Source organism: Methylosinus sp. sav-2 (genome assembly GCF_004366495.1).
GTDB lineage: Bacteria > Pseudomonadota > Alphaproteobacteria > Rhizobiales > Beijerinckiaceae > Methylosinus.
Map to the genome: position 1 here is coordinate 1 of NZ_SOEJ01000012.1, position 22,332 is coordinate 22,332.

Sequence of the window (22,332 nt, forward strand, 5' to 3'; positions counted from 1 at the left end):
CTTGTAATAGAAGCGGACACGATCATCGCGCCACCTGTCAGGCAGCTATCTCAAAAACCGCAATCAACGCCAGGCGGCCGCCGCCGGAGGGATACGAAAATCCGTGGAATTCGTTCGCTTCGTGTGCTGGCGCGCGCCGGCGTGCTGCTTAACTACGCCAACGCTCTGCGATCAATCGCTGCAGACTAGCGTTGTCCATCCGGCCGAACTCACCGCCAATCCAATGGCCCGCTCCCCGCAGAGCTTCCAAACAGTCGCTTTCAGCGGCAAATGCTGCGGCAGATGTCTCAAATCGGCGTTGGCGTACCACAGCCCAGCCAATTGCAGCGCCGGGCGGGAAACCAGCGTTCAACTCCACGAGTCGCCGTATTGGGTCATTAGAAATGCCGACCTTAATTAAGTTCTCGTCCTCGGCGAGTTCCGGAAAGAACACTCGAGCATCACCATCGATCCGCATGAGATAGAGCGTCGTCTCGCCCTCGTGCGTCTCGAAAGACCGCGCACCGGGCACGGGCGGCGGACCTCTCCGGAATACCGGCGGCGGAGCGGGCGGTTCCTTGAGTGCATGCGCAAGCATTCTGTCGGCGTCAAAGGCCCAGACTATTAGGACCGGCGTTTCGGCATAGATCACGACGGGTCTTGCCTGACCGGCGTAGGTGAAGGGTGTGGAGTTTTTGCCTCGCCAAAAGATATGCACAGGAACCGCGGCCGAGGTGAGTTCCCGAATCACGGGCTGGTCGGCCCGGCTCGGGCCTTTCCCGAACCAGACGAGTTCCTTGCCTTCCCATCTGTTCGCATAGTTATGGCCTGATCGCCCGGCTACACCGACATTGCAAAAGATGAAGTACTCATCATTCCATTTGTCGTAGCCGGTCATCCAGCTTCCGCCCTGTCGATCGGCTGGCATAGCTATAAGCTCGGCGACCTTCTCGCGCGTGTATGCGCCCCCAACATTGAAGTGCGTCGGCATTTTTGTTTCACTTTTTAAGTATCTATGTAATTATAGGTCAAATCCAGGTAGTTTCGTAACGTCTGTAAGAGGACTAGGAACTCGCGTGCATCATCCACCGTAGCATTTTCAATAAAAAATTGCTTCAGTTTCCGCTTTGCTTTTTTTTCGAACTCTCGATGAACTCGTCCATTCTTTGTCTCCCGAGCTAGGACAGCCCCCGGAGTTGCTTGCTCGAATGCTATCAATATTCGCTCGGAGCATAGATCTTCGATCTCCCAGTCCATCCGTGCGAAGGGCCGGTTGATCCGAGCCATCTCCATGCGGCGATCCGCAATATTCGCGCCAAAGTGTGGCATGATGGGGTGGAGTAGGAAAATATCGACATATGGTTCGATGCGCCGATCAAAACTGCAAGCGACGTTGAACGCGCTTCGTCCTGCTTGATCATTGTCGAGCAGTCCAACAAAGCGATGACGCAGCGCGCCTGAGAGGTCACGATCAGCGTCCGCGAGCTGTCGCATCGTGTTCAAACGTCGGTTCACTCCGTCCACGCCACCGTCATCTTCTTTGCCTGCTGCCACGATAGAGAAATCCGCGTCAAGGATACTTCGACCGTGAGCTTGTGCATGAAGGTCAGCAGCATGGGTAAGGAATGCTACGTCCGATGTGCCCTCGACCACAACATTGTTGCGTGCGAGATGCCACTCTATCTGCGCGGCGAATAATTCGACGAGGCCGATCATCGTCTAGCTGCTGTAAGTGGTCGCAGCAGTGGCCCGTTGTGTCCGAAAGAGACGTAACCGGTGAGCCTGGAACTTGGACGCGCCCGTTCTTGCCCAAATTCGGCTTCTCGGAATGGAACCTCAACGTTTTGAAACTCGGAAATTCGCGCAAAAGCGCGGCCATCAGTATTAGTTGCGACTCTTGCATGCACTTGGCGGCGGTCAGTACGCTTTGCATCAAGAAGCCAATGCAGTCTCCGCGGGACTTCGACGAAGTGCTCACCGCGCCGCCATTTGCCTCTAAGACCTTTAAATAGGCGCTCTCCTTCATGCGAGCGGTCCTTCTGGAACAGCAGCACGGCGAGTTCCAATTCCATTTGCGGCGTGAACGCGGGTCCGCTACCTTGAAGTGATTGAAGAAGTTCGAGCTGAAGGTCGAAGTTTAGGGGCTGATCGAGTACGGCGAGCATGTAGCGTAGTTTTACCGCCTGCACGTTTCCAGCAATAGGAGGTGCCGCCAGCAGAGTAGCAGCGGCATCACGATTCTCTCGCGGTAGCTCGCTAAGCTGCATAGTTCGAAAGCGATTAATGTTATTTCCTAGGCTAGCCAGGGCAATGGCTATCGCGCCAGCTTCTGAATCAGGATCTACATTTGAGGCACCGCCCCCTTCCAGAAGCAGCTCAAAAGCACTTTCTGCCAGACGGCATAGCGCGTTGCGTCGAGATTCGGAACCGTGCCGCTCCAATAGGCCATAGACCAGGGTAAGAACCTCAAGTGCCTTCCCCGCCGCGATCCGTTCATCAGCATTGCCTTCGCTCAGCAGATTGCGTGCGTAGGTTTCAATGACGAATGAATTATCGGGGCTGAGCGAGTAGGCTCGCCGCGTCGCGTTGCGGGCTGCCGCTCTTGATTCCGCAACGACCGACGGAGCGAGCCCCGCTTTGTCCTCGGCTTCTGCGAGGTCATGAAATGCTAGTGCGAGTGAATTATACAGGTTGAGGTCCGTCTCTCCCCCGGGAGGAGCCTCTAGTCGCAACGCTGCCTGCAGATCATCGACCGCACGGCGCAGGAGTTTTACACGGTCAGTCTTCGACATCGGGAACATGTCTACATCGGATGCTATTCGCCTACGGGAGATTGCTCCGTGATGGAGGAAGGTCCGACTAGTAGCGCGGATCGCGCGCGGCATCTCGTCGAGAGCATCGAGGACCTCACGCCAGAACGGGACAAGAGTCGCGTAGCCATGTTCCGGGTCGATCTTGAATATCGAGACCGCGAACGCGTCTGCAACGTCGCGCAAGTCCGCCCGCTGGAGACACGGTAGTGCAGATATCTGTCTGAGGATCAGGAAACGAAGATGTTCCGGGTTAGCCGCCTGTTCGAAGCCGAGCGATCGCCGAACTTCGTGGTCATAGAACAGAGCGGTGAGAAGATAACGGCCTAACAAGTCGTGGGCCATTGCCCAGTAGCGTTTGAGCTCCGTGCGGCCTCGCAGCAAGCCTAGCATGCCCAATTCTTTACGTGCATCTTCGATTCGGTCCGAGACCGGCCAACCCGTTGTCTCTGGAAGAAGTGCGTCGGGGAGAGGCGCACGAACGGTGCTGAATGCAGCAATTCTGAGGACCGCAACTTTCATGTCTTTGTCTGCGATCGTCTCTTTGAATTGCCGATAAACCCTCGACTGTACGGTTTCGCCCAGATCAATTTGATGCTGCAGCCAATAGGAGAGGACAATCCAGAAAGCCGCGATCCCTTGGCGCGCATCGACGGATGATGAATGAAAGAAAGCGCGCCATTCTTCATTACTCCGTTCCGTCCCATGGGGAGCGAGAAAGCGATTGATGTGTTTGCCAAGCGCGAGCGCCTGATCAGCAGACACTCGGTGTGTCAGTGCTGCTAAATTTATGAATCTCCGATCGGTTAACGCTGCTGGGCTACTGAAGGGGCTGATCACCAGCACAATGCACACTCGCCGTCCGCTGCGTTCAATTTCCCTTGCGAAGCTTAATAGCTCACTATCCTGACCAGCCCAATGGTTCTGGTCGAAAACAAGTATACAAGGGGTTTCGTAGAGGCGCTCAGCCTCGAAAGTCTCACGGCCCGCGTTAACCAGCCTCGTCAAAAAGCCAGACATCTCCAACCCACTTATCGTAGCCAAGCCGCGTCGCGCTACCAAGGTCGGATAGCCCGCGGCTGCCGCTCGCCAGGACAGGTCGCGGAGAAATGTCGTCGCGCCGGCCCCGGATTCGGCCGTAACGTAAAGTATTCGGTTTTCGTCAGTACCTTTCCGGTCGAGGAGATTAAGACGTGACCTAAGTGTGTCCCACGCCGCTGCCTCGCGCTCCCAAGGCATGCTGGCGGCGTACGGACGCCACGAGCTACCTGGATCGGCGAAGAATTCGTTCACCTCAGACGCGCTCAGGTCCTGCGGGAGGAGTGGAGTCAGTGTCTCGATGCCTAACAATTCGTAACTTCCGAAAACAGGATGTTCTGGATCATCAAGGTTAGTAGCATCCACTGTCCGGAGGAGGCCGCGTTCGTCTCGCATCCGGACGATTAACCTGCCATCCCTACCGAGCAGATATTCTTGTACAAGATTCTGGCCGAACTCAGAGGGCGAGAGACTTACGAGATCAACGTATGGTGCCGGGAATTGCTGGCGCCACCGCCCAATAAATTCGCCGGCCTGCGGATCAGCTGAGACAAAGGTCACCGACGTTCGATAACCATCGGCCCACATCTCTCCAAGGTCGTCGGGGACAACAAACGCCCCTGCAACGACAACGACCAATTGCCGGACCGATTGTCTTCGCAGGTACTGCAGCATGGAAAGCCGACGCGTCATTGCCGACAAGCCTGTGCGGCGTTGTTCTGCTCTGCCATGCATGAGCAGAACTGCTAGATGGCGAGGGGGGAGGATTGTTTCAGTGGGTTCGCTGTCCACAACGTGAATGAGACCGCGGCGTCGCACTAATGGGTCGTCCAAGGTTTCAGGCGTTTCGAGCTGCGCGAGCAGCTGTTGATCTGAGCACTCGGAGAGGACGACGCTCCAGGGCAAGCGATAGAGATTCGCCACCTGCGCCAAATCTTGGTCGCCAACTTCCGAGCTGCTAAACCAAAGTGCCACGTCGCGATTGTCGAGCAACCCGATGAGATGGCGAAGGGAGGCGTTGGCGTCGTTGGACTTCTTCATATTTTTACCGTTAACCAACTTGGTCATTCTGTCCAGCGGGGGAATTGTAGGGGCAATGTCGGGCCGCGTTCCCGACCTGCATTGCGGTTGCCCCAGATTATGGGGCGCTTGTCCACTGGATAAATCTCACGAGACGAATAGAACTTCTCATAACACGAATGTCCGAGCTCCTGAACAGGGAATCCATCTCAAGCCAAATTCCATTTCGGGCGGACAGTGTTGAGAAACTCGGCTGTTGCCGGGTAACACTCGGTTTCGAGCAACGACTGGGACCCCGCCCGGATCAAAGATGGCACGTGCCGCGCGGCGCGCGAACATCCTGCAACGCTCGATGATGCCGCGTTCGGCGTGGCTTCGAAGGTGAAGCCGAAGTTCATGCGTCCCGGCGACGACAGCGCAGCGCAAATCTCGAAAAATGCTTCCGGAGGACGCTGTCGACGCTAAATCGAGGATATTTCAAGGAAATCTGTACGAAGTAGACGTCCGAACTGCGTGATTTCATTCGGTACAGGGGGGGTAATATTTGACCCGGCCATTACCAGAGCGAAAGATCGCTTATCGGAGCGCCGCATCGATCAATCTCGCCAGCCTCGCCCCCGCGAGCGCCACCTGCTGTTGAGCTATGCGCTTGGCGTCTGCCTGATAGGCGTCGGTCAGCGCGAACGGCCCGGCACCGTCGCCGATTGGCCCGATATAGACTGCCTGCTCCGCCAACTGCTCGCTCTCTTTCACCCAGGTCGCCGGATCCTCGACCGCCGCCGCAGTAGCATCGGGCGAGGGCAGGGTGGCCGCGAGCGCCTCAGCGTCCGACGGGCCGCCGCGGTCGCCGAGCAGGCCATCCCAGTAGGCATGCAGTTTCGCCCCGCAGGTGAACGCGAGGCACACGGTCTCCTTGTTGCCGCCCTGATCGCCCTTCGGCATGCCGCGCGAGAACCGCGATGTCGCATGCAGCGGCTGGTGAACATCGCCGACCAAATGAAGCAGCCACACCAGATCGTAGGACTTCACGTCGTCACTCGCCGAATTAGAGGCGAGGGCGCGCCGAAACGCCTCGATCTGCGTCAGCGCGTTCGGCGCCCGAGGCGATTCGCCGGGCGTGCCGTCGGATGAGAACGGCAGGTCGACATAGTGCCAGTAGTCGTGGACAAGGTGGTCGGAATAGCCGGCGTTCGCCGTTGCGTCGGCGCCGTCCTGCGCGATGGAGCCCCGCTGGTAGTTGTTGCTCCGCTTGATGTCGTCAGCCCACGTCGCCGCATGGACGAAGGCGGCGCGGTCCTGCTCCGCCGCCGGCACACCGCGCACCCATTTGTCGAAATTCGGATTGAGCCGCAGGAGCGCCGCAGCGCGCGCTCGCGCGGCGGGCGTGAGGCGCTCATAGGCGACTGCCGCGACGGCCATATGGCCCATGTCCCACCAGGCGCGGACAGTGGTCGTCGAAAGAGCGAGGAGCGCGACGGCTGAGGCGGTGCGAAGCAATGTCTTCATCATGATCATTTCCTACTGAAACGTAAGCTCCGCCACCGATGCCGGCATTCCGCGACAGGCGGATGACCGCGGAGCGTGCCTGCCCTTCGGAGCGCCATGGGCTTCCTTCCGGCTGTCTCCTAGCGTAAGAACAAAAAAAGAACAACGGAGATGCCGCATGGTCCGCCGGACTTCCCGATCTGACGCCTTCGTCGACAAGTCGCGCCTCCTCGAGGAGCTACGAGCATGCCGCGAGGCGGTCGTTCGGGAACAGACCCGGATGCGGGTCAGCGGCCCGCTCTATTATGCGGGGGCGACGGTCATTGCGGCGATAGACGCCCTAGCGCTGATGCTCACGGGGAATGGCCAATATTTTTGGGAGCCGACGCGAACGGGTCAATCCGACAAGCCGTCAGAAAGCGGCAACTGATCCACGATCAATTGCGGCCTTCAACGTCGGCGCGGGCCTGTTCCTCTTCCAGCAGCGACAGTCGGGCCATTCGCAGAAAATATTCGACCATTGGATCTGATTGCTGGGCCTCGGCAATCAGATAGTCGATCAGGCTCAACATGGCCGATACGCGATTGAATTCGGCGACCGGCGACTGCGTCGACGATTCCGTGGGATTTTTTCGAATCATGTGTCTCCGCCTGGCACTGATCCCGTATTTTCACGGAGCGGACCAGGGTTCGCAGGAGGCTGCAACGAAAAATTCAATGATTGCGAAAAATTCCCCATCAATGACCATGCTTGCGCCGCCACTCTGCAAATTGCTTCTCGATCCAGTCGCTGTGCTGTGGGTAGCGAATGGCGAGGTCGGCAACAACCTTCTCGACGCCCTTCCTGGCGACGTCCCAGGGGGTTTTTTCGTCCTCGAGAAGCCGATCGGTGTTCTCAATTGTTCGCGCGACGAGGCGCGCGAGGTCTGGATCGACCGACATGTCGATACCTCGTTAAACGCCAATCATTGGCGCGCCGGTCACGTAGCAACGAACGGTTGCCGGCCGCCTAAATCGATCGCTCAAATTTCGTTAATGCAGAAAAAGCCCCGCCTGCGATTACGTGCTGGGCTCTTGGTTCATTGGACATGGTCCAGGTCGCGAGCGAGGATCGCCGTCCGCCGTCCGCCGTCCGCCGGCGGCGGCCGCGGCAAGGCGATAGCTCGGTCTCAGGCCGGCGGCAGTCTCTCGCATGGCCCGACCATTTGCAGCAAGGCAGACGACAGCGGCGGCTCGCGCTGGAGGAGGGCGTAGCGCCGCCCGTTCCCAGCGCCAGCTATGCAGCGATCGAAGGTCGGGACGTCGCTCATTTGCCGATATGCTTCGAGATGTCGGGCCAGAACACGGCCAAGGCCGACGTCCCGAGAATGCCGACCGCCCACCAGAATATTTTCTCGCCGCCCTTGCGCGCGCCGGCGCGGAGCGCCCGCACGAATTTTCGATCCTCGGCGATCTCATCGCCCTCTCGCAGATCCTCGAGCCGAGCGTTGCGCAGAAACTCCATATCCTTGCGCGTCTCCACCCTTTCTTCCGGCGAGCGGCAATCAATGCCGAGCGTCATCTCGAATTTTTCCGCGATCACCTCGCGCACGGCCGCCTTCACATCCTCTTTCGTAAGCTCGCTCATTTGCGTTCCCCGGCCAGCCCCAAATCCAGACGCTCACGCCACCGAACATTCGCCGCGTGCCGATCGCCGCAGCTCACCAGAGCCACGCGGTCGCGCCCCCAGAGGCGTTCGACCTCGCCGGCGGCGAGCGCGCGCGGCGGCAGCCTGGTCGGGCGCTCGCACGGCTTATCGAGATCGCCGGGCGCGTCGGCTTCCTTCGCAGCCAGCTCGCGCACGGGCTCGGTCCGGCTGCTATCGGGCGAGACGGTCGAGGCGCATGACGCCAGCAGCATCGAGGCAAGGGCGGCGGTCATGAGCGGCGGACGCATCGGCGGATTCCTTCAGTCGGATTTCGAGATCGAGATTTTTGCGGGCGAGGGCCTCCGATTCGACGCGGCCGGCGGCGCGGGCCTCGGCGATCACCGATTCGCGCCTCGCATGTTCGGCGTCCGCTGCGCGCTGGAGCTCCACGCGGAACGTCTCGAGGCGCGCTTCGCAGGCGGCGTGCTCACGACGGCCGGCGATGAGCCATGCGAGGCCAAAGGCGAGCGCTGCGGCGCCGATCGGCGTGCGGACCGCCGAGACGACGAGGCCGAGGGCGGCGCGCGCGGCGGGGAGGAGAAGAGCGAGAAAGGGCATAGTGGGTCCTCAGCGTGGGCGCCGAGCGGCGCACGCCCTCTCGACGATGCAGAATCCGGCGGCGATGATGACGACCAGAACAACGAAAGGGAGCGCCGCGATGCTGCCGAACATGTCGCGCATGTCAGCATGACTCCCAAACGCCAGCGCGAAGCCAGCCGTGGAAATGCGTTTGATCGCCGATGATGTGATGGACAGAGGGATTGAGCGTCGCGCGTTCTTTGTCGCCGTTCCATTCCCAGGGTGGCGATGCATTTCGGGCGAAACTCGAGAGCGCCGAATAGGTCGAGTAGTCTTGGTTAGCGAGGAAGGTGACGGCCGTCGCCGTCAGCGTCACCGGCGTCGCCACCATCCAAAGGCACGCCGTGCTGAGATCGATCGCGCCGCTCACCGTCTGGCCGTTGGTGATGGCCGCCGTGGTGGTGATCTTCTGCGCGTTGCCGACTTGCGTGACGATTGAATTCGCGACGACTGGCGTCTTACCCGGCTGCGCGGCTCGCGACCAGAGATGGGTGGAGCTGGGGATCTCCACCCATCCTTGCGTATTGAGAAATCCGCCGACGATAGAGTCCGCCGAAGGGTGCGAGGCGGCGTCCTGCACATAGCGGCCAACCGGCTATTGTTGATCGCCATAGCCGGGCAGGCGCCGATGTCGGTCTACGCATCGACCGACAGCACATAGATTTACTCGGCGCGCCGGAACAGCGGCGCAGAGCCGCATTCCAGCAAGCGCCGCGGTCAGCATGAGCCGCCGGTTAGCACGCCTTTCGTGAAAATCATCGTGCAGTCGGACGCGCCGCCACTCGCGCGAACCGTCTTCGTCCCAGTGAAGCCAGCGACAGTCGCCACATTACCGGAAGCGTCATTCGTAAGCGTTCCCGCCGTCGTATACGCTGGGAAAGTAACAGTCCCGTCTGCCGCGACGCAGAACCGGCTCACGGGCGACGCTGCCGCGCCGGCTCCGCCGGCGTTGTTTGGCGCAGCATAGAGGCAAGCCCCTCCGACCGAATTATTGAACGCGAACTGACTCCCGAAGCCGTTCGCGGCATATTTCCAGCCGCCGGAATAGTAGAGGTTGCCTTGGATGCTGCCGCTAGCGCCCATGAGCAGCACGCCGGAAAGCGTCATATCGGCGGCAAAAGTCTGCGTCGCCGACCATGTGTGCGGTTGCCCGAACTGAGCGACGAAAAACGCCGTCGTCGCAACCCGCGTCGAGTTGTCGCTTGCGGCCGGGGTCGGGGCGGTCGTCGGGGCGTTGAGCGCAATTCCGGTCGGCGCATATCCGCTGCGCGTGATGGTAATCGCGTCCGTCCCGGCCGAGCCCGCATCATTGAGCGCGGCCAAATGCCATGTGCCGGTCGCGTCGTTGACGGTGTTCCACTGTTTGAGGTCGGAGCCGGCTGCCGAGTTGACCGCCAGCCAAGCCGGATTGGTGCTCAGAGTCGTGAAATTATACGCAGTTACGTTGCCTTGGAAATCCTGTCCGCTACGCTTCCAGACAAGAGAACCACTGCCACCGAGAATGGTCGCCGTGTCAGTCACATTATCGACGGTGATATCCCACGCCTGCACAGTCGCTTGAGGCGATGGCGTCGAGATTGCTGGCGAACTCGGGGACCAACTTCCCGTGTTCGGCTGCATGATACGGAAGCCATTCAGCTTGATAAGCTGCGGGAAGAGCGGCGTGCCGGGCGGATCAAATGCGAAGAGGATCGCGGGCGAGCCCGGCTTCAGACATTCACCACCATTGATGATGAGCTGGAGATTTCCGTAGTTGGCGCCAGGATTGTAAATCCCTTCACTTCGAATGCATTCACTCGGTGACACAGCCGAATTAGGCATGGCCCGGAAATTCGAGATCATAATTTCCGGGTTGTCCTCCAACGCCAGTCCTATGCCGACGTTATCGAGGTCGATATTCGCGATCTTCACGCCAGTGGCAATGCCATTGTAACCCGGCTCAGCGTGACTGTTATCATAGAACGTTCTAAACCCTCGGTGTGCGCCCCAGACGAATATATTCGACATCATAGGGGTATCGACACGGCCGAGCGTGATGCCGTCCATGTGGTTTAATTGATAGGCTAAGACATTGGCGTCACCAGACCAAAACGTCCAGCCGAGCTGCAAATTTCGCCATGTTGACGTGTCGCCGTCGCCAGTTACTTTGATGCCGGCTTTGAAAGGCTGGCCGTAGATATCGGTAAATTCGCCACCGCGTGCGCGGTCGGTGAGAATTCCATAGGTCACATTCCGCAACATCACGTTGCGCACGGTGAGGCGATGGCCGCCCGCCTCCGAATATGCAGCGGGGTTGCTGTAGATCGCCCACGGGTTTTCGTTCGGCGTCCACCCAACTCCCGGCGTGGGCTGCGGCTGGCGAATTTCGAGATTTTCGACCGTGCAATGCGGGCCGGTCGCCTCGATGCCTTTCGGATCGGCGGCGGCGAGATAATCTTGGACAAAGACAGTTCCGACGTTCGGCTCGCTCGGTGTTGTTCCCGCAAGCTCGGCCCAACCGACGCCTTCGATCGTCGTTCCGGCCGGGCAGGAAAGATGCGAAGCGAAGCGCCACTTGCCAGCCGGTAGAATGACAGTTTTCCCCGCGTTGTTGGCGAGTATCTGGTTTACAGTCGCCGTGAGATCGAGCGAGCCGGTGTAGGACTCCACATTCGTCACCTGCGCCGCACTCATGTAATTCGTCGCGATGACGATATTTTCGAGAACGCTGGCAAGCGAATTCGGCTGCGCGCCGCTCGACTGCGATTGATAAGTGATGAGCGGTGCCGACATTTGCCCGTTCACGTCAAGGATCGGGAAGCTGCCCGCGCCGTTCGCCGGTAGCCCGAGCGCCGCCGCTATGCCCGAGCCGAGGCCACTTCCGGGCTGGCTCATCACGTTCATGAGGGGCGTATCTGTCGGCGAGCTAGGAGTGCTCGTGCCGTTGCCGAGGACATGACCAGAGCCGATCGTCTGGGCGCGTCCAGCGGACAGCGCAAGCGACATCGCGAACGCCAGCGCAAGCGCCGACGCCAAGAGGCATTTGAGCATCTCTATTCTCCTAATTGTCAGAGAGTGTAGTAAGGGCTAGTCAGCAGCGGATAGAATGTGCAGCTCCTATAATCGATATCGATAACTGCCATTCGCAGCGGCGGTGAGGTCGCGCCTCGGAGCGTGGTGTCGTTGGATCGAGGCGGACCCCAGGATTTTCGGCTTGGGCCGGAATGGTCAGGCAGTCACGGCGGACAGCCTGACGATGGGATCATCGCTCAAAGGCGCGATGCTTTCCAGCGTCATTGAGTGGCGGCGAGCGCCGCCGCGCCGATCAGCGTGCGGATCGCCGCCGAGAGGGCGTCGAGCGCGCCTTTGAGCAGCATGGGGAGGAGGGCGAGAAATGGCATGGACGCGCCCTCAGCCGATCCGCTTGCGGGTCAGGGCGAGCCAGCCGACATAGAGCAGCGGACCTCCTATGCCGACGACGACGCCGATCGCAACCGATTCTCCGATGATTTCGGCCGTGGTTTTGACGATTTCGACCATGGCGCTCACCTCCCGACGTTGACGCCGGCGACGGCATCGTCGACGCGCGCGGCGATGATCTTGTCCGCAGCACGCATCGCTCGCCACGCGACATAGGCGACGATGACAGTCACCACGAGTCCGACGATCAGAGGCCAATAGCTCTTCAGCAGGTCGACGATGTCGGCGCCATGCGCGAAGCCGACATAGGCCTCCTGAGCTTTCTGCAAAGCGTCTCCGGCCTGCGCAGCCATGCTCACCATGTCGCCGCCGAGCACCGTTCCCGCAGCCTTCTTGATTAGATCGCCGCCCGCGATCGTCCGCGAGCCGGCGGCGCGCAGATAATCAGCGGAGATCGACTCGTCTTCCTGCAGATCGACCGGTGCGGCGAGCACGCGCGGGGCAACCTCTGTGGACTGGACGATCTTCGCCGCGTCGGGGCCGACGCCGCCCGTCGCAGCGAGGAACTGCCGACGCTCGCTATCGCGCCGCCCCTTGATCTCGGGCGGCTTGGTCCACATCATCAGCGCCGCCGCCGCGCCCTCATAGTCTCCGGCATTGAGGCGCTTGACGACGGTCGACCGCTCGAATTTGCGATCTTTGTTGCCGATATTGAAGACGAACGAAACGAGCGCGTCGAACTGCCCCTGTGTGAGCGGGACCTTCACGGCGCTGCGCACGATCGCTTCATATTCTACGAGATCGCGCGAGAGGATTTCGTCGACCTCCGCCTTGCTGATCGTCATTCCGGCGTGCGGGACGGGCGCGCCGGCAGCCGCTGTATGGCCGACGCCAATCGTCCAGACGCCGACGCTGTCGCGGTAGGCCCGTGTCTTGGCGCCCTCGCGACGGATCAATTGCGCGCGGCCGGCCGCGCTCATTCTCATAGTCATGTTTCACCTCTGGGAGCGCGCGCGTAGGCGCGCGAAAGCGCCGCGAGAATCGCGGTCGCGATGCTGGAATGTCAGGAAAGCGCTGGCTTTTACGCCGCTTAGCCGAGCGAGATCGCCAACGACGTGGTCAGCCGCTACGCCGCGGCAGTGACGCCGGCCTTCGCGCGGGGGCGCCACCGCTGGGCGAGACGTCGGCCTTTGGCGATCATCGGTCGTTCGATGGCGTGATAGGTGACGGAGGCGAGCGCCGCCGCGGCTGCTACGACCACGCAGAACATGAGCGCGAACGATATATTATCGTCCATAAGCTTATCGCCGCAGGCCGCGCCCCTGATCTTGCAAATCGCGTTGTTGATTTTGATCATCGCCTCGACCGCGGCGAAGTGCCAAAGATAGACGCCATAGGAAATCTTGCCGAGCCATGCGGCAGGCCGATTGGAGACCACGCCAAATGCGCCACTGGCGAGGCTGATCGCCAGCGCTCCAAAAGAGCCCGCGAAGAGCATATCGCGGCCCGGGAAATCCGCCGTCATCGCCATGGCGAGAAGGAAGCCGACGGCGCCGAGCGCGCATGCGGCACCTGTGATTTTCGAGACGGCGACGTCTCGGCCGATACGATAGGCCAGCATGCCGACGAAAAACGCCGGCAATTGGCTCGGAAGGGCGAAATAGCTAAATGCCTCCAAGAGATAGATCGGAGCGCCCTCGAAGATGCCGACGCTCCTATCCGTAACGGAGGCGCGAAACGCGATTGCGATCGCAATCGCCGCCACGAGGCCCAGTCCCGCGGATGCGAGCGATTTCACGCGCGATGCGAGGAGCGGAAAGATCGCATAGAAGGTCATCTCCGCGGCGATCGACCATCCGCCTGGCACGACGCTATTGATCGTCCAGGGGCTCGCCCCGTGCGCGAAGGCGGTCGTTGCCAAAACGTCGGCCCACGACACCCCGTCGGGCGCCCAGTATCTCGGGCGCAAGCCATAGATCGCCAGATAGGCGACTATGGCGAGCCAAAACATTGGCGCAACGCGAGAAATTCTACGGATATAGAACGCGAGAGCCCCGTCGCGCCGCGCCTCCCAAGAGGCCATCAAAGTGAGCCCGGAAACGACGAAGAAGAGCTGGACGCCATATCTGCCACTGCTCGCGAGCGCTTGCAGAGGGCCGTCGAAGCCGATGACGGCTTGGCTCGTATGGACGGCGATAACGCCCAAAACAGCATATCCGCGCAGTGCGTCGATATATTCCAGGCGCTCCGCCGCGCCGCTCGGCCCGCTCATGAACTTCCTTCGAAGAAATGTGAAGTCGAGTCGAAGCTACGCGATTTTTGCGCTGCGCGGCAAGGCGCATTCAGCCTGGGGCGACGCAGTTGAGGTTGCCGTCGAGGTGCCACACCATGCCGAGACCGAGCTCCGTGCCGACGAGAGGCACCGTGCGCGGTGTGAAGGTGGTGGTGTAATGGTCATCGAACCAGATCGCGACCTCATCGATGACGCCAGGGAAGATATTGCCAGATGATCCGTTTAAGCTGCCGACGCAGAAGGGCGTGTCCCCCGCGATTCCGCTCGCCTCGCTCGTTTCAGCGCCGATCAGCGCGCCATCGAGATAGAGCTTGGTCTGATTCTGCGTCACGACGAGCGCGACGTGATGCATCGCTCCATCCGTGATCGTAGGATTCGAGCCGCCGCCAGTCGGGCCGGTGCCGTTGACATAGGCGTCCCCTCCGCCGGACACCGTGTAATTGGCGATGAGCCTTCCGTCCGGCGCGAGCCCGATCCATCCTTTCTGCCCTTGACCGCAAATGACCTTTACCGACGCCGGCGTGGTGGAAGTCGAGAATCGCGCCTCCATCGTCCATGTCGCGCCTGGAGGGAGATTGTCATTCGCCGAGGCCGTGAGCCCGTAGCCATCCATGCGCGCCTGTCCGAAGGCCGTTGGCGAGGCCGTCGCATAGGCGAGACCCGTTCCGGTGAGCGCCGGAAGTGAGTAGGTCGTCCCGTGAAGCGCGGCGGAAAAGCGCTGCCCGAGCGTGACAGAGCCTGCCTGAGATTGATGCACACCATCAATGAGGTCGATATTCATCGGTTGCGAATAGATCGCGCCATGCGTTTTGGCGTATTCGAGCTGCGCCTGCCGAATGACGTCACGCTGCAACTCGTTACCCCACCAGGGGCTATCGATATTCGGTATCGCGCAGAGCAGGATCTGGAACTGCGAGCCGCGCACGACATTATGCGCCTGCAGATCCGCGATGACCTCGGCTAGGTATCCCTGATAGAACGAGAACAGCATGCCGTTGCCGGCGTCGGTGTGGCCTTGAAACCAGATAAACGCCTCGAAGCCGCCCACTGCGTCCAGCACGGCGCGTAGAGGCGCGACATTGTTGGCTACCGCGCTCGGCACCCATGTCTCGATCCAAGAGCCCCCGACCGCGTGGCCGACCAGCGCGCAATTGACGCCTGACGCCGCGACCTCGCGTCGCAGAAACTCCGCCGCGAACGTGCTGTCGTAATTGGAGGCGTCATCAGGCTGCGCCCACGCCGGCGTGGTTACGGTTCGCGAGAGATCCTCATAGGTGGCATAAACCGAAGAGTTGGAGCTGATCGAAACGCCGAGCGAGGCGTTGGTCGCGGTGTCGGCGACACGCCCGAGCATTCGCACGGCGAGGGACTGGCCTGCGACCCCGACGACCCGACCCATCCCGATCTTCTTCGTTCCCAGCTGCCAAGTGGTCCCGTCGCCGGAGAGGTCGAGATAGAACCATCCGAGCCGTGCATCGACGCCCTGAATATTCAGCGTCTGCGCGCCAGTGACGCGCGTCAGAGCTGCGCGCCAAGGCGCCTGAAGGATCGTCGAACCATCGGCCGCCGAACGGCAACGCGCCCAAATTTGGCCCGGCACCGAGACGCTCGCGCCGACCGCCATCTGGCCGAAGCCGAGGCCGCCGCCGCCGCCGGAAGCCGTTTGACGTTGATAGACCCTATTCTCGGCGGCGAGCTGATCCATCGCGAATGTCGCCGGACTGAGAAAGGCGAGATCGACATTGGTTGCGATCCCCATATCCGCGCCGATGATCTCCGCCATTTTGCGGAAAAGATATTTGTTGGGATGCAGGCCATCCATAAACCAGACGCCGCGATTGTTCAGCGTGTCCGTCGGGGCCGTCCAATAGGGCTCGACGCTCATGTCGAGCGATGTCGCGCGCATCAGATCGACGCAGTGCACTTCGTAGCGGTCGCAGCACTCGATGACCGCGCGTCGCTTCCGCTCCCAATTCTCGGCCTGCGAATAAGCGCTCGCGGAATCGACCCGCTTTTGCGGGAGCGCGGTCGCAAAGATCAGCACCGGCTTCAGCAACGGCGCGATCTTCGCGTCACGTTCCGCCTCCGTCTCCGAGCCGGTGAGATTGGCGCGCACGCGGATGTTATCGTAGCGAGCCTTGAACTTGCGGATGATGTGGCTGATTGCTTGGATGAGCGTCGAGCCGGCGTAATCAGCGCCGATGTCTGTCTCCGGGACGATCGACTCGCCACTGATGGCGCCGAAGGTGCCAACCGTCCCGGCGGCGCCGGTGTCGTTGCCGCCGATTAGAACCACGACAAGCCTGGCGCCGTAATCCCAGATGCGTTGCAGCTGAGCGTTTGCGGCGAGCTGCGCTGTCGTGTAGCCCGAGAAACCGCCAGCATAGACGCTGACGCCCGTGAGATCGGCCATCGCGCTCGCATATCCCGCATAGTCGGTCGACGAAATGCTGTCGCCATAGAGCAGGATTCTATCGGTCGCCTGGAGCTGCAATTGCCGCGGTGCCTTGAACGGCGCGAGCGCGAATTTGGCGTTGGCCGTGGCGTTGACTTCGCCCCAGACTCTTCCGACAGTTACGGGCAAGCGCGCCGATTGTGTCGGCGTCGGATGAAAGGTGGCCGATGCGGTCGAGATGCGCACGTAGGCCGTATCGACCGGCGCAACCGCCACGCCCTCGAACAGATAGGCCAACAGACTGCCAACGACGCCGCCCACGACCGAGGAAAGAAACGTCCCAGTCGCATCGAAGAAGCAAATGCTTCCGACGAGCGCATGGCCCCAAAGCTTAAAGGTGATGGCGTCTCCGGCCTCCGCAGGAAGGAGGCTCGTGCAGACCCAATTGCCGTCGGACGTGAATACGCCAGTCGGACCGAAATAGCCGACGTTGGTAGCGTAATCGATCAGCTCGACGGATTGCCCGCTATCGACGCGATCGGCGAGCGCTCGCAACGCCTCCCAAATCGCCGCCGCCGTCGTGAGCAGCTTGACGGTCTGCGCGAGCGTCGGCTGGAAGGCCGCGGACGCCGTGGCGATTCGCAGATAGGCGGAGCCCGCAGGCGCACGAATGGAGCCGTCGACTACATCGGCGAGTGGCGCCACCGAGGAGCCGATCTTGGCGGAAATGAACTGCTTGTCTGCGTCGTAAAAACAGATGTTGCCGACGGCAGAGTTGCCGTAGAGCGTGAAAATGATGGTGTCGTCCGGCGCTACCGGCAGGAAACCGCTATTGATCCAGTTGGTGTCCGAGCTCGCGAGTACGCCGGTCGTTCCCAGATAGCCGGAGCCGGTGGCATGGCCGATCAGCTCGACAGCTTGGCCGCGTGTCGCGAGATAGAGCGGGGCTCCGCTGATCGAGCCTCTGAACGACGAGGGAACTGCGCCGAGCGTGCCGTAGCAGAACCGGACGAAAGCCGTGGAGGCCGGCGCGGTGAAGGAGCCGCTATAGACCGCCGAATTCGAGGCGCTCACATGCGTTTCGAGCGCCACCGACGACGCATCATAGAAGGTGACGGAGGAGACGCCCGTGTTACCGAGGCCGGAGAAGACATAGACCTCTCCGGGTGCCGCTTGCAGCATCGGCGAGGAGCGCCAGTTCGCATCAGTGGCGGAAAGAGCGCCCGTCGTTGTGACGTATTGGGTAAGCGTCGCCAGCGAGGAGATATCGGCGACGATCGTTTCGGCCTTTCCGAGCTGCGCGGCGATTGCTGGGTCGAGGAGCGGATCACCGTTCCACGTCCAGCCGCCGGCGCCGTTCGAGACATAGGTTCCGTTGCGGTCCACTTGACCGGCGGTATCGGCCGTCGCCGATTCATTGCCGCCCGAATTCGCATAGGTGAACGTCGCGTAGTCCACCACAGTGACTGCGACCTGGTCCGCGTTGTAGCTGGAGGCGCCGAGGTTGCGGATGTTGACTTTGGCGCCAGGCGTAAGCCCGTGCGGAGTCTCAGTGACGATGGTCGCGATGTTCGATGAGCGCCCGCGATACGCCGTTCTCGCGACGATATCGCTCTCGACGATCGCGCGAATATTCGCTGCCGCGGTCGTTACGAGCGCCATGGCCGCGACGGTCGGGAAGCCAAGCGATGCGCCAGTTAGGATTTTCCAGGCCGTGCCGTCATAGCCATAGAGCTGCGCTTCGTCGAGCACATAGGCGGAGAAAACCGCATTGGGGGCGGTAAAAGCCCAAGCCGATCCCAACCATTCGGCGACCTTCCCGGCCTGCCCAGACCAGGAGCCTGTCGCGCCGGCCGGCACAATCCATCGCTGGCCAGCAGACGGGCTGCCCGGAGGCGTCGCGTCCGTGCGCGACTGGACACCCGTCACCGGCGCTTGGTAGCGCGAAAGGATCTCCGATGCGATGGCGGAGCCGAGAGCGCGAAGCTCGGGTTTCGCCGGTCGATTGATGGGCGAATCTGCGACTCCGGGAGTCACACGGTCGCGAAACGCCGATGCGAACAGCGCCGCTAGATCAGCCATTTTAGCCTCTGATTTTTCGGGATTTCGTCAGGAGACGACGATCGTCGCCATATCCGAGAAGGGGCTGACCTCGCCGTAGGGCGACGTGAGCCATGCTTCGACCTGATAGGTTCCGAGCACGAGAGCGTCCGTCTCGCGCGCCCAGCGGCCGAGAACCGTGTCGGCGATCGACCAATCGCTCTCCGGTGCGGTCATGGGGCGGTAGCGGAAATGCGGGATCAGAACATCGTTGCCGGGATCGGCGATCGACATCTGGATGAACTTCTGGCCGGCCACTGTGACCACCGAAAGGGTCGGCGTCGCCGGCTTATCGATCGCCGGCCCGGCAGGCACGGGAACGGCGACGGTCGGATTGACGGGATCGTTCGGCGGCGTGACGTCATCGAATGCGTCATTCGCCAGCTTGATGACCTTGATCGTTACGCGATTGAGCTGCGGCGTCACCTCGATAGGGCCGTCGATCCAAAACTTGCCGGAAAGGCCGATCTCAGGACAGTCGAAGCGTACGGCACGCTTGCGCCTGGCGCGGAGCAGAGACCATCCGCCTATGATCGTTCGCCGCTCCTTGCAGTTCACGCGGCGCATCGAGCGATGTGCGAGGCGATAGCTCTGCGAGAAGCTCTGTATGGCCTCGTGCTGGAGCTGCGCGACCTGCTCTCCGATCGCGTCATAGGCGGCGTCGTCGATCACTGCCGGGCCGTCGTTGTTCTGAAAATTCATCCGCGGCTCGACATAAATGCCGACGAACTTCGACGAGGCGGAATAAGCGCCGCCGACCGGGTCACGCGTGACGGCCGAGACGTCGCGCAGGGTGAAAGTCACATCGGGCTCGAGATCGTCATAGATCCAGTAGGCCCATTTCCCGAACTCGTTTTGATAGAAGAATCCGTCGCATGAGATATCGATGCGGTCCTCGACCGCGCGACGCTCCTCCGCCGTGTTGAACTGCATATCGCAGCGCGCCCAAGGCTCATTATCGCCGTAGAAATTCGGCGTCGGCTCATCGCAGCGATCAGCGGCTGCCGCGAAGCTGTCCCAATCGATTTCGTCTTCGGTGTTACGAAACCCGGCCTCATGGGTGCGGTGCCAAGCGCGGCAGATCGCTGCGTTGCGCGAATATTTCCAGGTGGATTTATCCCCGAAGCTCTGCGTCGGGTCTCGCGGATCGTAAGCGAGCGCCGCGCGCCGAACGAAGCGCCATTTCGGAAAGCCCTCGGGATAGACCTTGAAGCGATCAATCGTCTGATATTTCGTTGCCACCATATAGGCCATGGAGAGGCCGCAGCACTTGTGGTCGGCGCCCCAATTGATGACGGTCGAGGCGTAATCGGGACGCACGCCGAGCGGATGATCGCCAAAAAACTCGCGCAAGAGCGTGGACGGCCGCCCGGCGTCGGTCGCGTTGCGGAACTCGACAAACACGCTCGGAGCCGTTCCGATCGGCAATTGCTGAATTTGGCCTTGCCAATAGATATAAGAAAAGCGCTGCGTATATTTGATCCCGGCGTTCGGCCATTGGACGCCGTCGCCGAAATCTACGCTGCCGATCGAGGTTATCGGCGCGCCATAGGCATAGGCCGCCGGGCCAGAAGAAAGCGGCAACAACTCGTTATCGCAATACCAGGCCTCTACCCCGTCGATCGGCCCACAATCTACGACGGCGGCCATGCCGAGCCATCCGTTTTCGAGCTCATAGAAAGTAAAGTCGCCACCGTCCGAGACGAGCCCGAAGCCATAGAAGCGATTGGCCACCGGCGATGCGCGCGTCATCATCGTTTGCGACGGCGGCAATTGCGGCAGCTGCCCTTGCTGGCGATGGCGCGGCGCGAGCGCCAATGCGGCGCCGGCGAGCGCGCCAGTGACGATGACCGTGGCGGCGATCGTCGAGAATGTGACCGCGCCGAAGGCGGTGGCCGCGGCGGCGGGTACAGCGACCTCGACGGCCGCAGCGATCAGCGGAACGAGCAGCTGCGGCATGTCAGCCGATTCGCCACGCTGCGAGCACGACGGGGTCGCAGATGATGAGCAGCCGGCCGAACGACGCGGCGACGCAGGCGTGACGGGCGCGCATGGCGAGGGCGGGAGGCGCCTCTTCCTGAGCAATCAAGACGACGTCTCCCTCGCGGGCGTCCCATGGCGCGATTTCGTGCGCGCCGATCGCTTCGGCGGCTGCATGCACGCCGAGCAGCATTCCGCGGCGCCAGAGCGAGAGCTGTCGCCGCCGCGAGAAGGGCACAGCGACGCCTCGCGCACGCAAGCAATCAGCTACCGGCTCGCTGCATAGAGAGTCCGCCTGTAGGGGGTAGGACTCGAAAAAGGCGAGCACGTCGCCGGCGGCGTCAGGAGAAATCGAGTGGTCGCGAATATTGCACCAACCCCACGCGCTCGAGGCCGCGGTCTCCCGTATGGCGCGCGCGCTGATCGATATCGGTGATGAGGCCATGCACGGGCCGCCAGCGCATAGAGCCCAGCGGTTGCATGGTGAGTGTTATCGTCGAGGTTCCATCGTCGTGGTCGAGCGACGAGGTGAGCTTGTCCATCTCGCGCGTCGCCTCGAGGCTGACCGCCGCGAGCTTCCATTCCTCGCCGATCACGCCCGTACCGAAGGCGAGGATGAATATCTCGGCTTTGCGTCCTCTCACCTCTTCGTCCTGGTTGTCGGCGAGCGCGAAGTAGCGCGCATCGAGCCCCGAGAGAACGATCGTCGTGGTCTCTTTCGGGCGCCCATAGCCGAATTCGAGATTGCTGATCGTCCCGACGCCATTCGCGCCGAGAAAGATGCGGTCTCCGACGTCGAGCGAATAGCGACCGGGCCAAACATGCATTGTCTGGCTCTTGAAATAGAAGGTGAAGCCGAGCGTCATATGCGGCGTCGCATGCTTATCCTGCATGGCGAGCCAGTCATCGAAATCCATCATCACCACGTATCCTCGATAAAATCGAGCGAGACCACGCCGTGAATTCCGAGATGGAGCGATCCGAGAGTCGTGCGCGCCTGCGTGATGTCGACGCGCATGCGAATTACCGGGTCATAGAGCTCGACCTCGTCCCCGGCGACGAGCGCCTCGCGCAGCGGCGGCCAAACGGAAATCATCTTGTCGCCGCTATCATCGATTTCCTCGAGGTCGAAAATGCCGTAGCCGCGCTCCCCGAGGCCGATGAATTGACCGGCCGAGAGCAAAGCGCCGTCTGGCGGCGTCATGCGAAAGCGTGTGGTCATTTGCTCGGCCGTAGCGGCGACGACTCCGGGTGTCGATACGCCAGCGAAGAGGGACGAATCCGAGAACGTCGTTCCGTCAGAGAACGGCGTCGGATCAGATGGTGAGAGCGGAGCCCGCCGCCAGTCCCACATCGGCATATAGAGCGCGCCGCTCGTCGCGATGACGCGCAACAGGATCGCGCGATATGCGAATATTTTCCAATCATGGATCGGGATATCGACGAGGCGCATCACCCATAGGCCGGCGTCGTTCCGCACGCGCTGCGGAGCGCCGATGGCCGGGCGGGGGCCTTGAACGAAGGGCGCCTCGACCATCGGCTCGATCTCCACCGGCGCCAATTGTCG

At 61.3% G+C, this 22,332-nt stretch carries 18 protein-coding genes and 1 pseudogene; all 19 read right to left on the reverse strand.

Annotation, left to right across the window (positions count from 1 at the left end; genetic code table 11):
* Positions 1-148: 148 nt before the first annotated feature.
* Positions 149-973 (reverse strand): annotated as a pseudogene (locus EDE12_RS16935) (DUF3427 domain-containing protein); the annotation flags it as partial.
* Between the two features lie 11 nt (positions 974-984).
* A complete protein-coding gene (locus tag EDE12_RS16940; RefSeq protein WP_026599317.1) occupies positions 985-1,695 on the reverse strand; it encodes a hypothetical protein in 711 nt (236 codons plus the stop codon).
* Positions 1,692-4,895 (reverse strand): hypothetical protein, encoded by a 3,204-nt coding sequence (locus EDE12_RS16945; RefSeq protein ID WP_134188184.1) that lies wholly within the window; start codon positions 4,893-4,895, stop codon positions 1,692-1,694. The genes EDE12_RS16940 and EDE12_RS16945 overlap by 4 nt, the downstream gene beginning before the upstream one ends.
* A 528-nt stretch (positions 4,896-5,423) precedes the next feature.
* Positions 5,424-6,356 (reverse strand): S1/P1 nuclease, encoded by a 933-nt coding sequence (locus tag EDE12_RS16950; RefSeq protein WP_245275804.1) that lies wholly within the window; start codon positions 6,354-6,356, stop codon positions 5,424-5,426.
* 413 nt (positions 6,357-6,769) lie between these two features.
* Positions 6,770-6,973, reverse strand: coding sequence for a hypothetical protein (locus EDE12_RS16960; protein WP_026599314.1), 204 nt, complete (start codon positions 6,971-6,973; stop codon positions 6,770-6,772).
* 97 nt (positions 6,974-7,070) lie between these two features.
* Positions 7,071-7,274: a hypothetical protein gene (locus tag EDE12_RS16965; RefSeq protein ID WP_026599313.1), complete on the reverse strand. Its 204-nt coding sequence runs from the start codon at positions 7,272-7,274 to the stop codon at positions 7,071-7,073.
* A gap of 364 nt (positions 7,275-7,638) precedes the next feature.
* Positions 7,639-7,959 carry a hypothetical protein gene (locus EDE12_RS16970; RefSeq protein ID WP_026599312.1) on the reverse strand — a complete coding sequence of 107 codons (321 nt, stop codon included), beginning with the start codon at positions 7,957-7,959 and terminating at the stop codon, positions 7,639-7,641.
* Positions 7,956-8,252, reverse strand: coding sequence for a hypothetical protein (locus EDE12_RS16975; RefSeq protein WP_166671879.1), 297 nt, complete (start codon positions 8,250-8,252; stop codon positions 7,956-7,958). The genes EDE12_RS16970 and EDE12_RS16975 overlap by 4 nt, the downstream gene beginning before the upstream one ends.
* Positions 8,191-8,577 (reverse strand): hypothetical protein, encoded by a 387-nt coding sequence (locus EDE12_RS16980; RefSeq protein WP_026599311.1) that lies wholly within the window; start codon positions 8,575-8,577, stop codon positions 8,191-8,193. Before EDE12_RS16980 ends, EDE12_RS16975 begins: the two co-directional genes overlap by 62 nt.
* A gap of 124 nt (positions 8,578-8,701) precedes the next feature.
* Positions 8,702-9,178: a DUF6527 family protein gene (locus tag EDE12_RS16985; protein WP_036291137.1), complete on the reverse strand. Its 477-nt coding sequence runs from the start codon at positions 9,176-9,178 to the stop codon at positions 8,702-8,704.
* A gap of 137 nt (positions 9,179-9,315) precedes the next feature.
* Positions 9,316-11,628 carry a hypothetical protein gene (locus EDE12_RS16990; protein WP_026599310.1) on the reverse strand — a complete coding sequence of 771 codons (2,313 nt, stop codon included), beginning with the start codon at positions 11,626-11,628 and terminating at the stop codon, positions 9,316-9,318.
* Positions 11,629-11,988: 360 nt separating this feature from the next.
* Positions 11,989-12,117, reverse strand: a complete 129-nt coding sequence (locus EDE12_RS22495) for a hypothetical protein (RefSeq protein WP_280949686.1) — start codon at positions 12,115-12,117, stop codon at positions 11,989-11,991.
* A gap of 5 nt (positions 12,118-12,122) precedes the next feature.
* Positions 12,123-12,989, reverse strand: a complete 867-nt coding sequence (locus EDE12_RS16995; protein ID WP_084768578.1) for a lysozyme — start codon at positions 12,987-12,989, stop codon at positions 12,123-12,125.
* Positions 12,990-13,123: 134 nt separating this feature from the next.
* Entirely contained in the window at positions 13,124-14,269 is a 1,146-nt protein-coding gene (locus EDE12_RS17000) for an acyltransferase (protein WP_026599309.1), read from the reverse strand.
* A gap of 70 nt (positions 14,270-14,339) precedes the next feature.
* Positions 14,340-18,767, reverse strand: coding sequence for a DUF2793 domain-containing protein (locus EDE12_RS17005; RefSeq protein ID WP_051592557.1), 4,428 nt, complete (start codon positions 18,765-18,767; stop codon positions 14,340-14,342).
* A gap of 27 nt (positions 18,768-18,794) precedes the next feature.
* Positions 18,795-20,744, reverse strand: a complete 1,950-nt coding sequence (locus EDE12_RS17010; RefSeq protein ID WP_026599308.1) for a hypothetical protein — start codon at positions 20,742-20,744, stop codon at positions 18,795-18,797.
* 1 nt (position 20,745) lies between these two features.
* The gene (locus tag EDE12_RS17015) at positions 20,746-20,958 is read right to left on the reverse strand and encodes a hypothetical protein (RefSeq protein ID WP_134188186.1); all 213 of its coding nucleotides are present in this window, start codon (positions 20,956-20,958) and stop codon (positions 20,746-20,748) included.
* Positions 20,959-21,106: 148 nt separating this feature from the next.
* Positions 21,107-21,685: a hypothetical protein gene (locus EDE12_RS17020; RefSeq protein ID WP_026599306.1), complete on the reverse strand. Its 579-nt coding sequence runs from the start codon at positions 21,683-21,685 to the stop codon at positions 21,107-21,109.
* Complete coding sequence (locus EDE12_RS17025) at positions 21,685-22,302, reverse strand: hypothetical protein (RefSeq protein ID WP_134188187.1); 618 nt, start codon at positions 22,300-22,302, stop codon at positions 21,685-21,687. The genes EDE12_RS17020 and EDE12_RS17025 overlap by 1 nt, the downstream gene beginning before the upstream one ends.
* Between the last annotated feature and the right edge of the window lie 30 nt (positions 22,303-22,332).

Bases quoted from the DNA above. Each gene is read 5' to 3' on its own strand.
- EDE12_RS16940 (WP_026599317.1), bottom strand. From the start codon at position 1,695: ATGATCGGCCTCGTCGAATTATTCGCCGCGCAGATAGAGTGGCATCTC.
- EDE12_RS16945 (WP_134188184.1), bottom strand. From the start codon at position 4,895: ATGACCAAGTTGGTTAACGGTAAAAATATGAAGAAGTCCAACGACGCC.
- EDE12_RS16950 (WP_245275804.1), bottom strand. From the start codon at position 6,356: ATGATGAAGACATTGCTTCGCACCGCCTCAGCCGTCGCGCTCCTCGCT.
- EDE12_RS16960 (WP_026599314.1), bottom strand. From the start codon at position 6,973: ATGATTCGAAAAAATCCCACGGAATCGTCGACGCAGTCGCCGGTCGCC.
- EDE12_RS16965 (WP_026599313.1), bottom strand. From the start codon at position 7,274: ATGTCGGTCGATCCAGACCTCGCGCGCCTCGTCGCGCGAACAATTGAG.
- EDE12_RS16970 (WP_026599312.1), bottom strand. From the start codon at position 7,959: ATGAGCGAGCTTACGAAAGAGGATGTGAAGGCGGCCGTGCGCGAGGTG.
- EDE12_RS16975 (WP_166671879.1), bottom strand. From the start codon at position 8,252: ATGACCGCCGCCCTTGCCTCGATGCTGCTGGCGTCATGCGCCTCGACC.
- EDE12_RS16980 (WP_026599311.1), bottom strand. From the start codon at position 8,577: ATGCCCTTTCTCGCTCTTCTCCTCCCCGCCGCGCGCGCCGCCCTCGGC.
- EDE12_RS16990 (WP_026599310.1), bottom strand. From the start codon at position 11,628: ATGCTCAAATGCCTCTTGGCGTCGGCGCTTGCGCTGGCGTTCGCGATG.
- EDE12_RS22495 (WP_280949686.1), bottom strand. From the start codon at position 12,117: ATGGTCGAAATCGTCAAAACCACGGCCGAAATCATCGGAGAATCGGTT.
- EDE12_RS16995 (WP_084768578.1), bottom strand. From the start codon at position 12,989: ATGACTATGAGAATGAGCGCGGCCGGCCGCGCGCAATTGATCCGTCGC.
- EDE12_RS17000 (WP_026599309.1), bottom strand. From the start codon at position 14,269: ATGAGCGGGCCGAGCGGCGCGGCGGAGCGCCTGGAATATATCGACGCA.
- EDE12_RS17005 (WP_051592557.1), bottom strand. From the start codon at position 18,767: ATGGCTGATCTAGCGGCGCTGTTCGCATCGGCGTTTCGCGACCGTGTG.
- EDE12_RS17010 (WP_026599308.1), bottom strand. From the start codon at position 20,744: ATGCCGCAGCTGCTCGTTCCGCTGATCGCTGCGGCCGTCGAGGTCGCT.
- EDE12_RS17015 (WP_134188186.1), bottom strand. From the start codon at position 20,958: ATGCTGCTCGGCGTGCATGCAGCCGCCGAAGCGATCGGCGCGCACGAA.
- EDE12_RS17020 (WP_026599306.1), bottom strand. From the start codon at position 21,685: ATGATGGATTTCGATGACTGGCTCGCCATGCAGGATAAGCATGCGACG.
- EDE12_RS17025 (WP_134188187.1), bottom strand. From the start codon at position 22,302: ATGGTCGAGGCGCCCTTCGTTCAAGGCCCCCGCCCGGCCATCGGCGCT.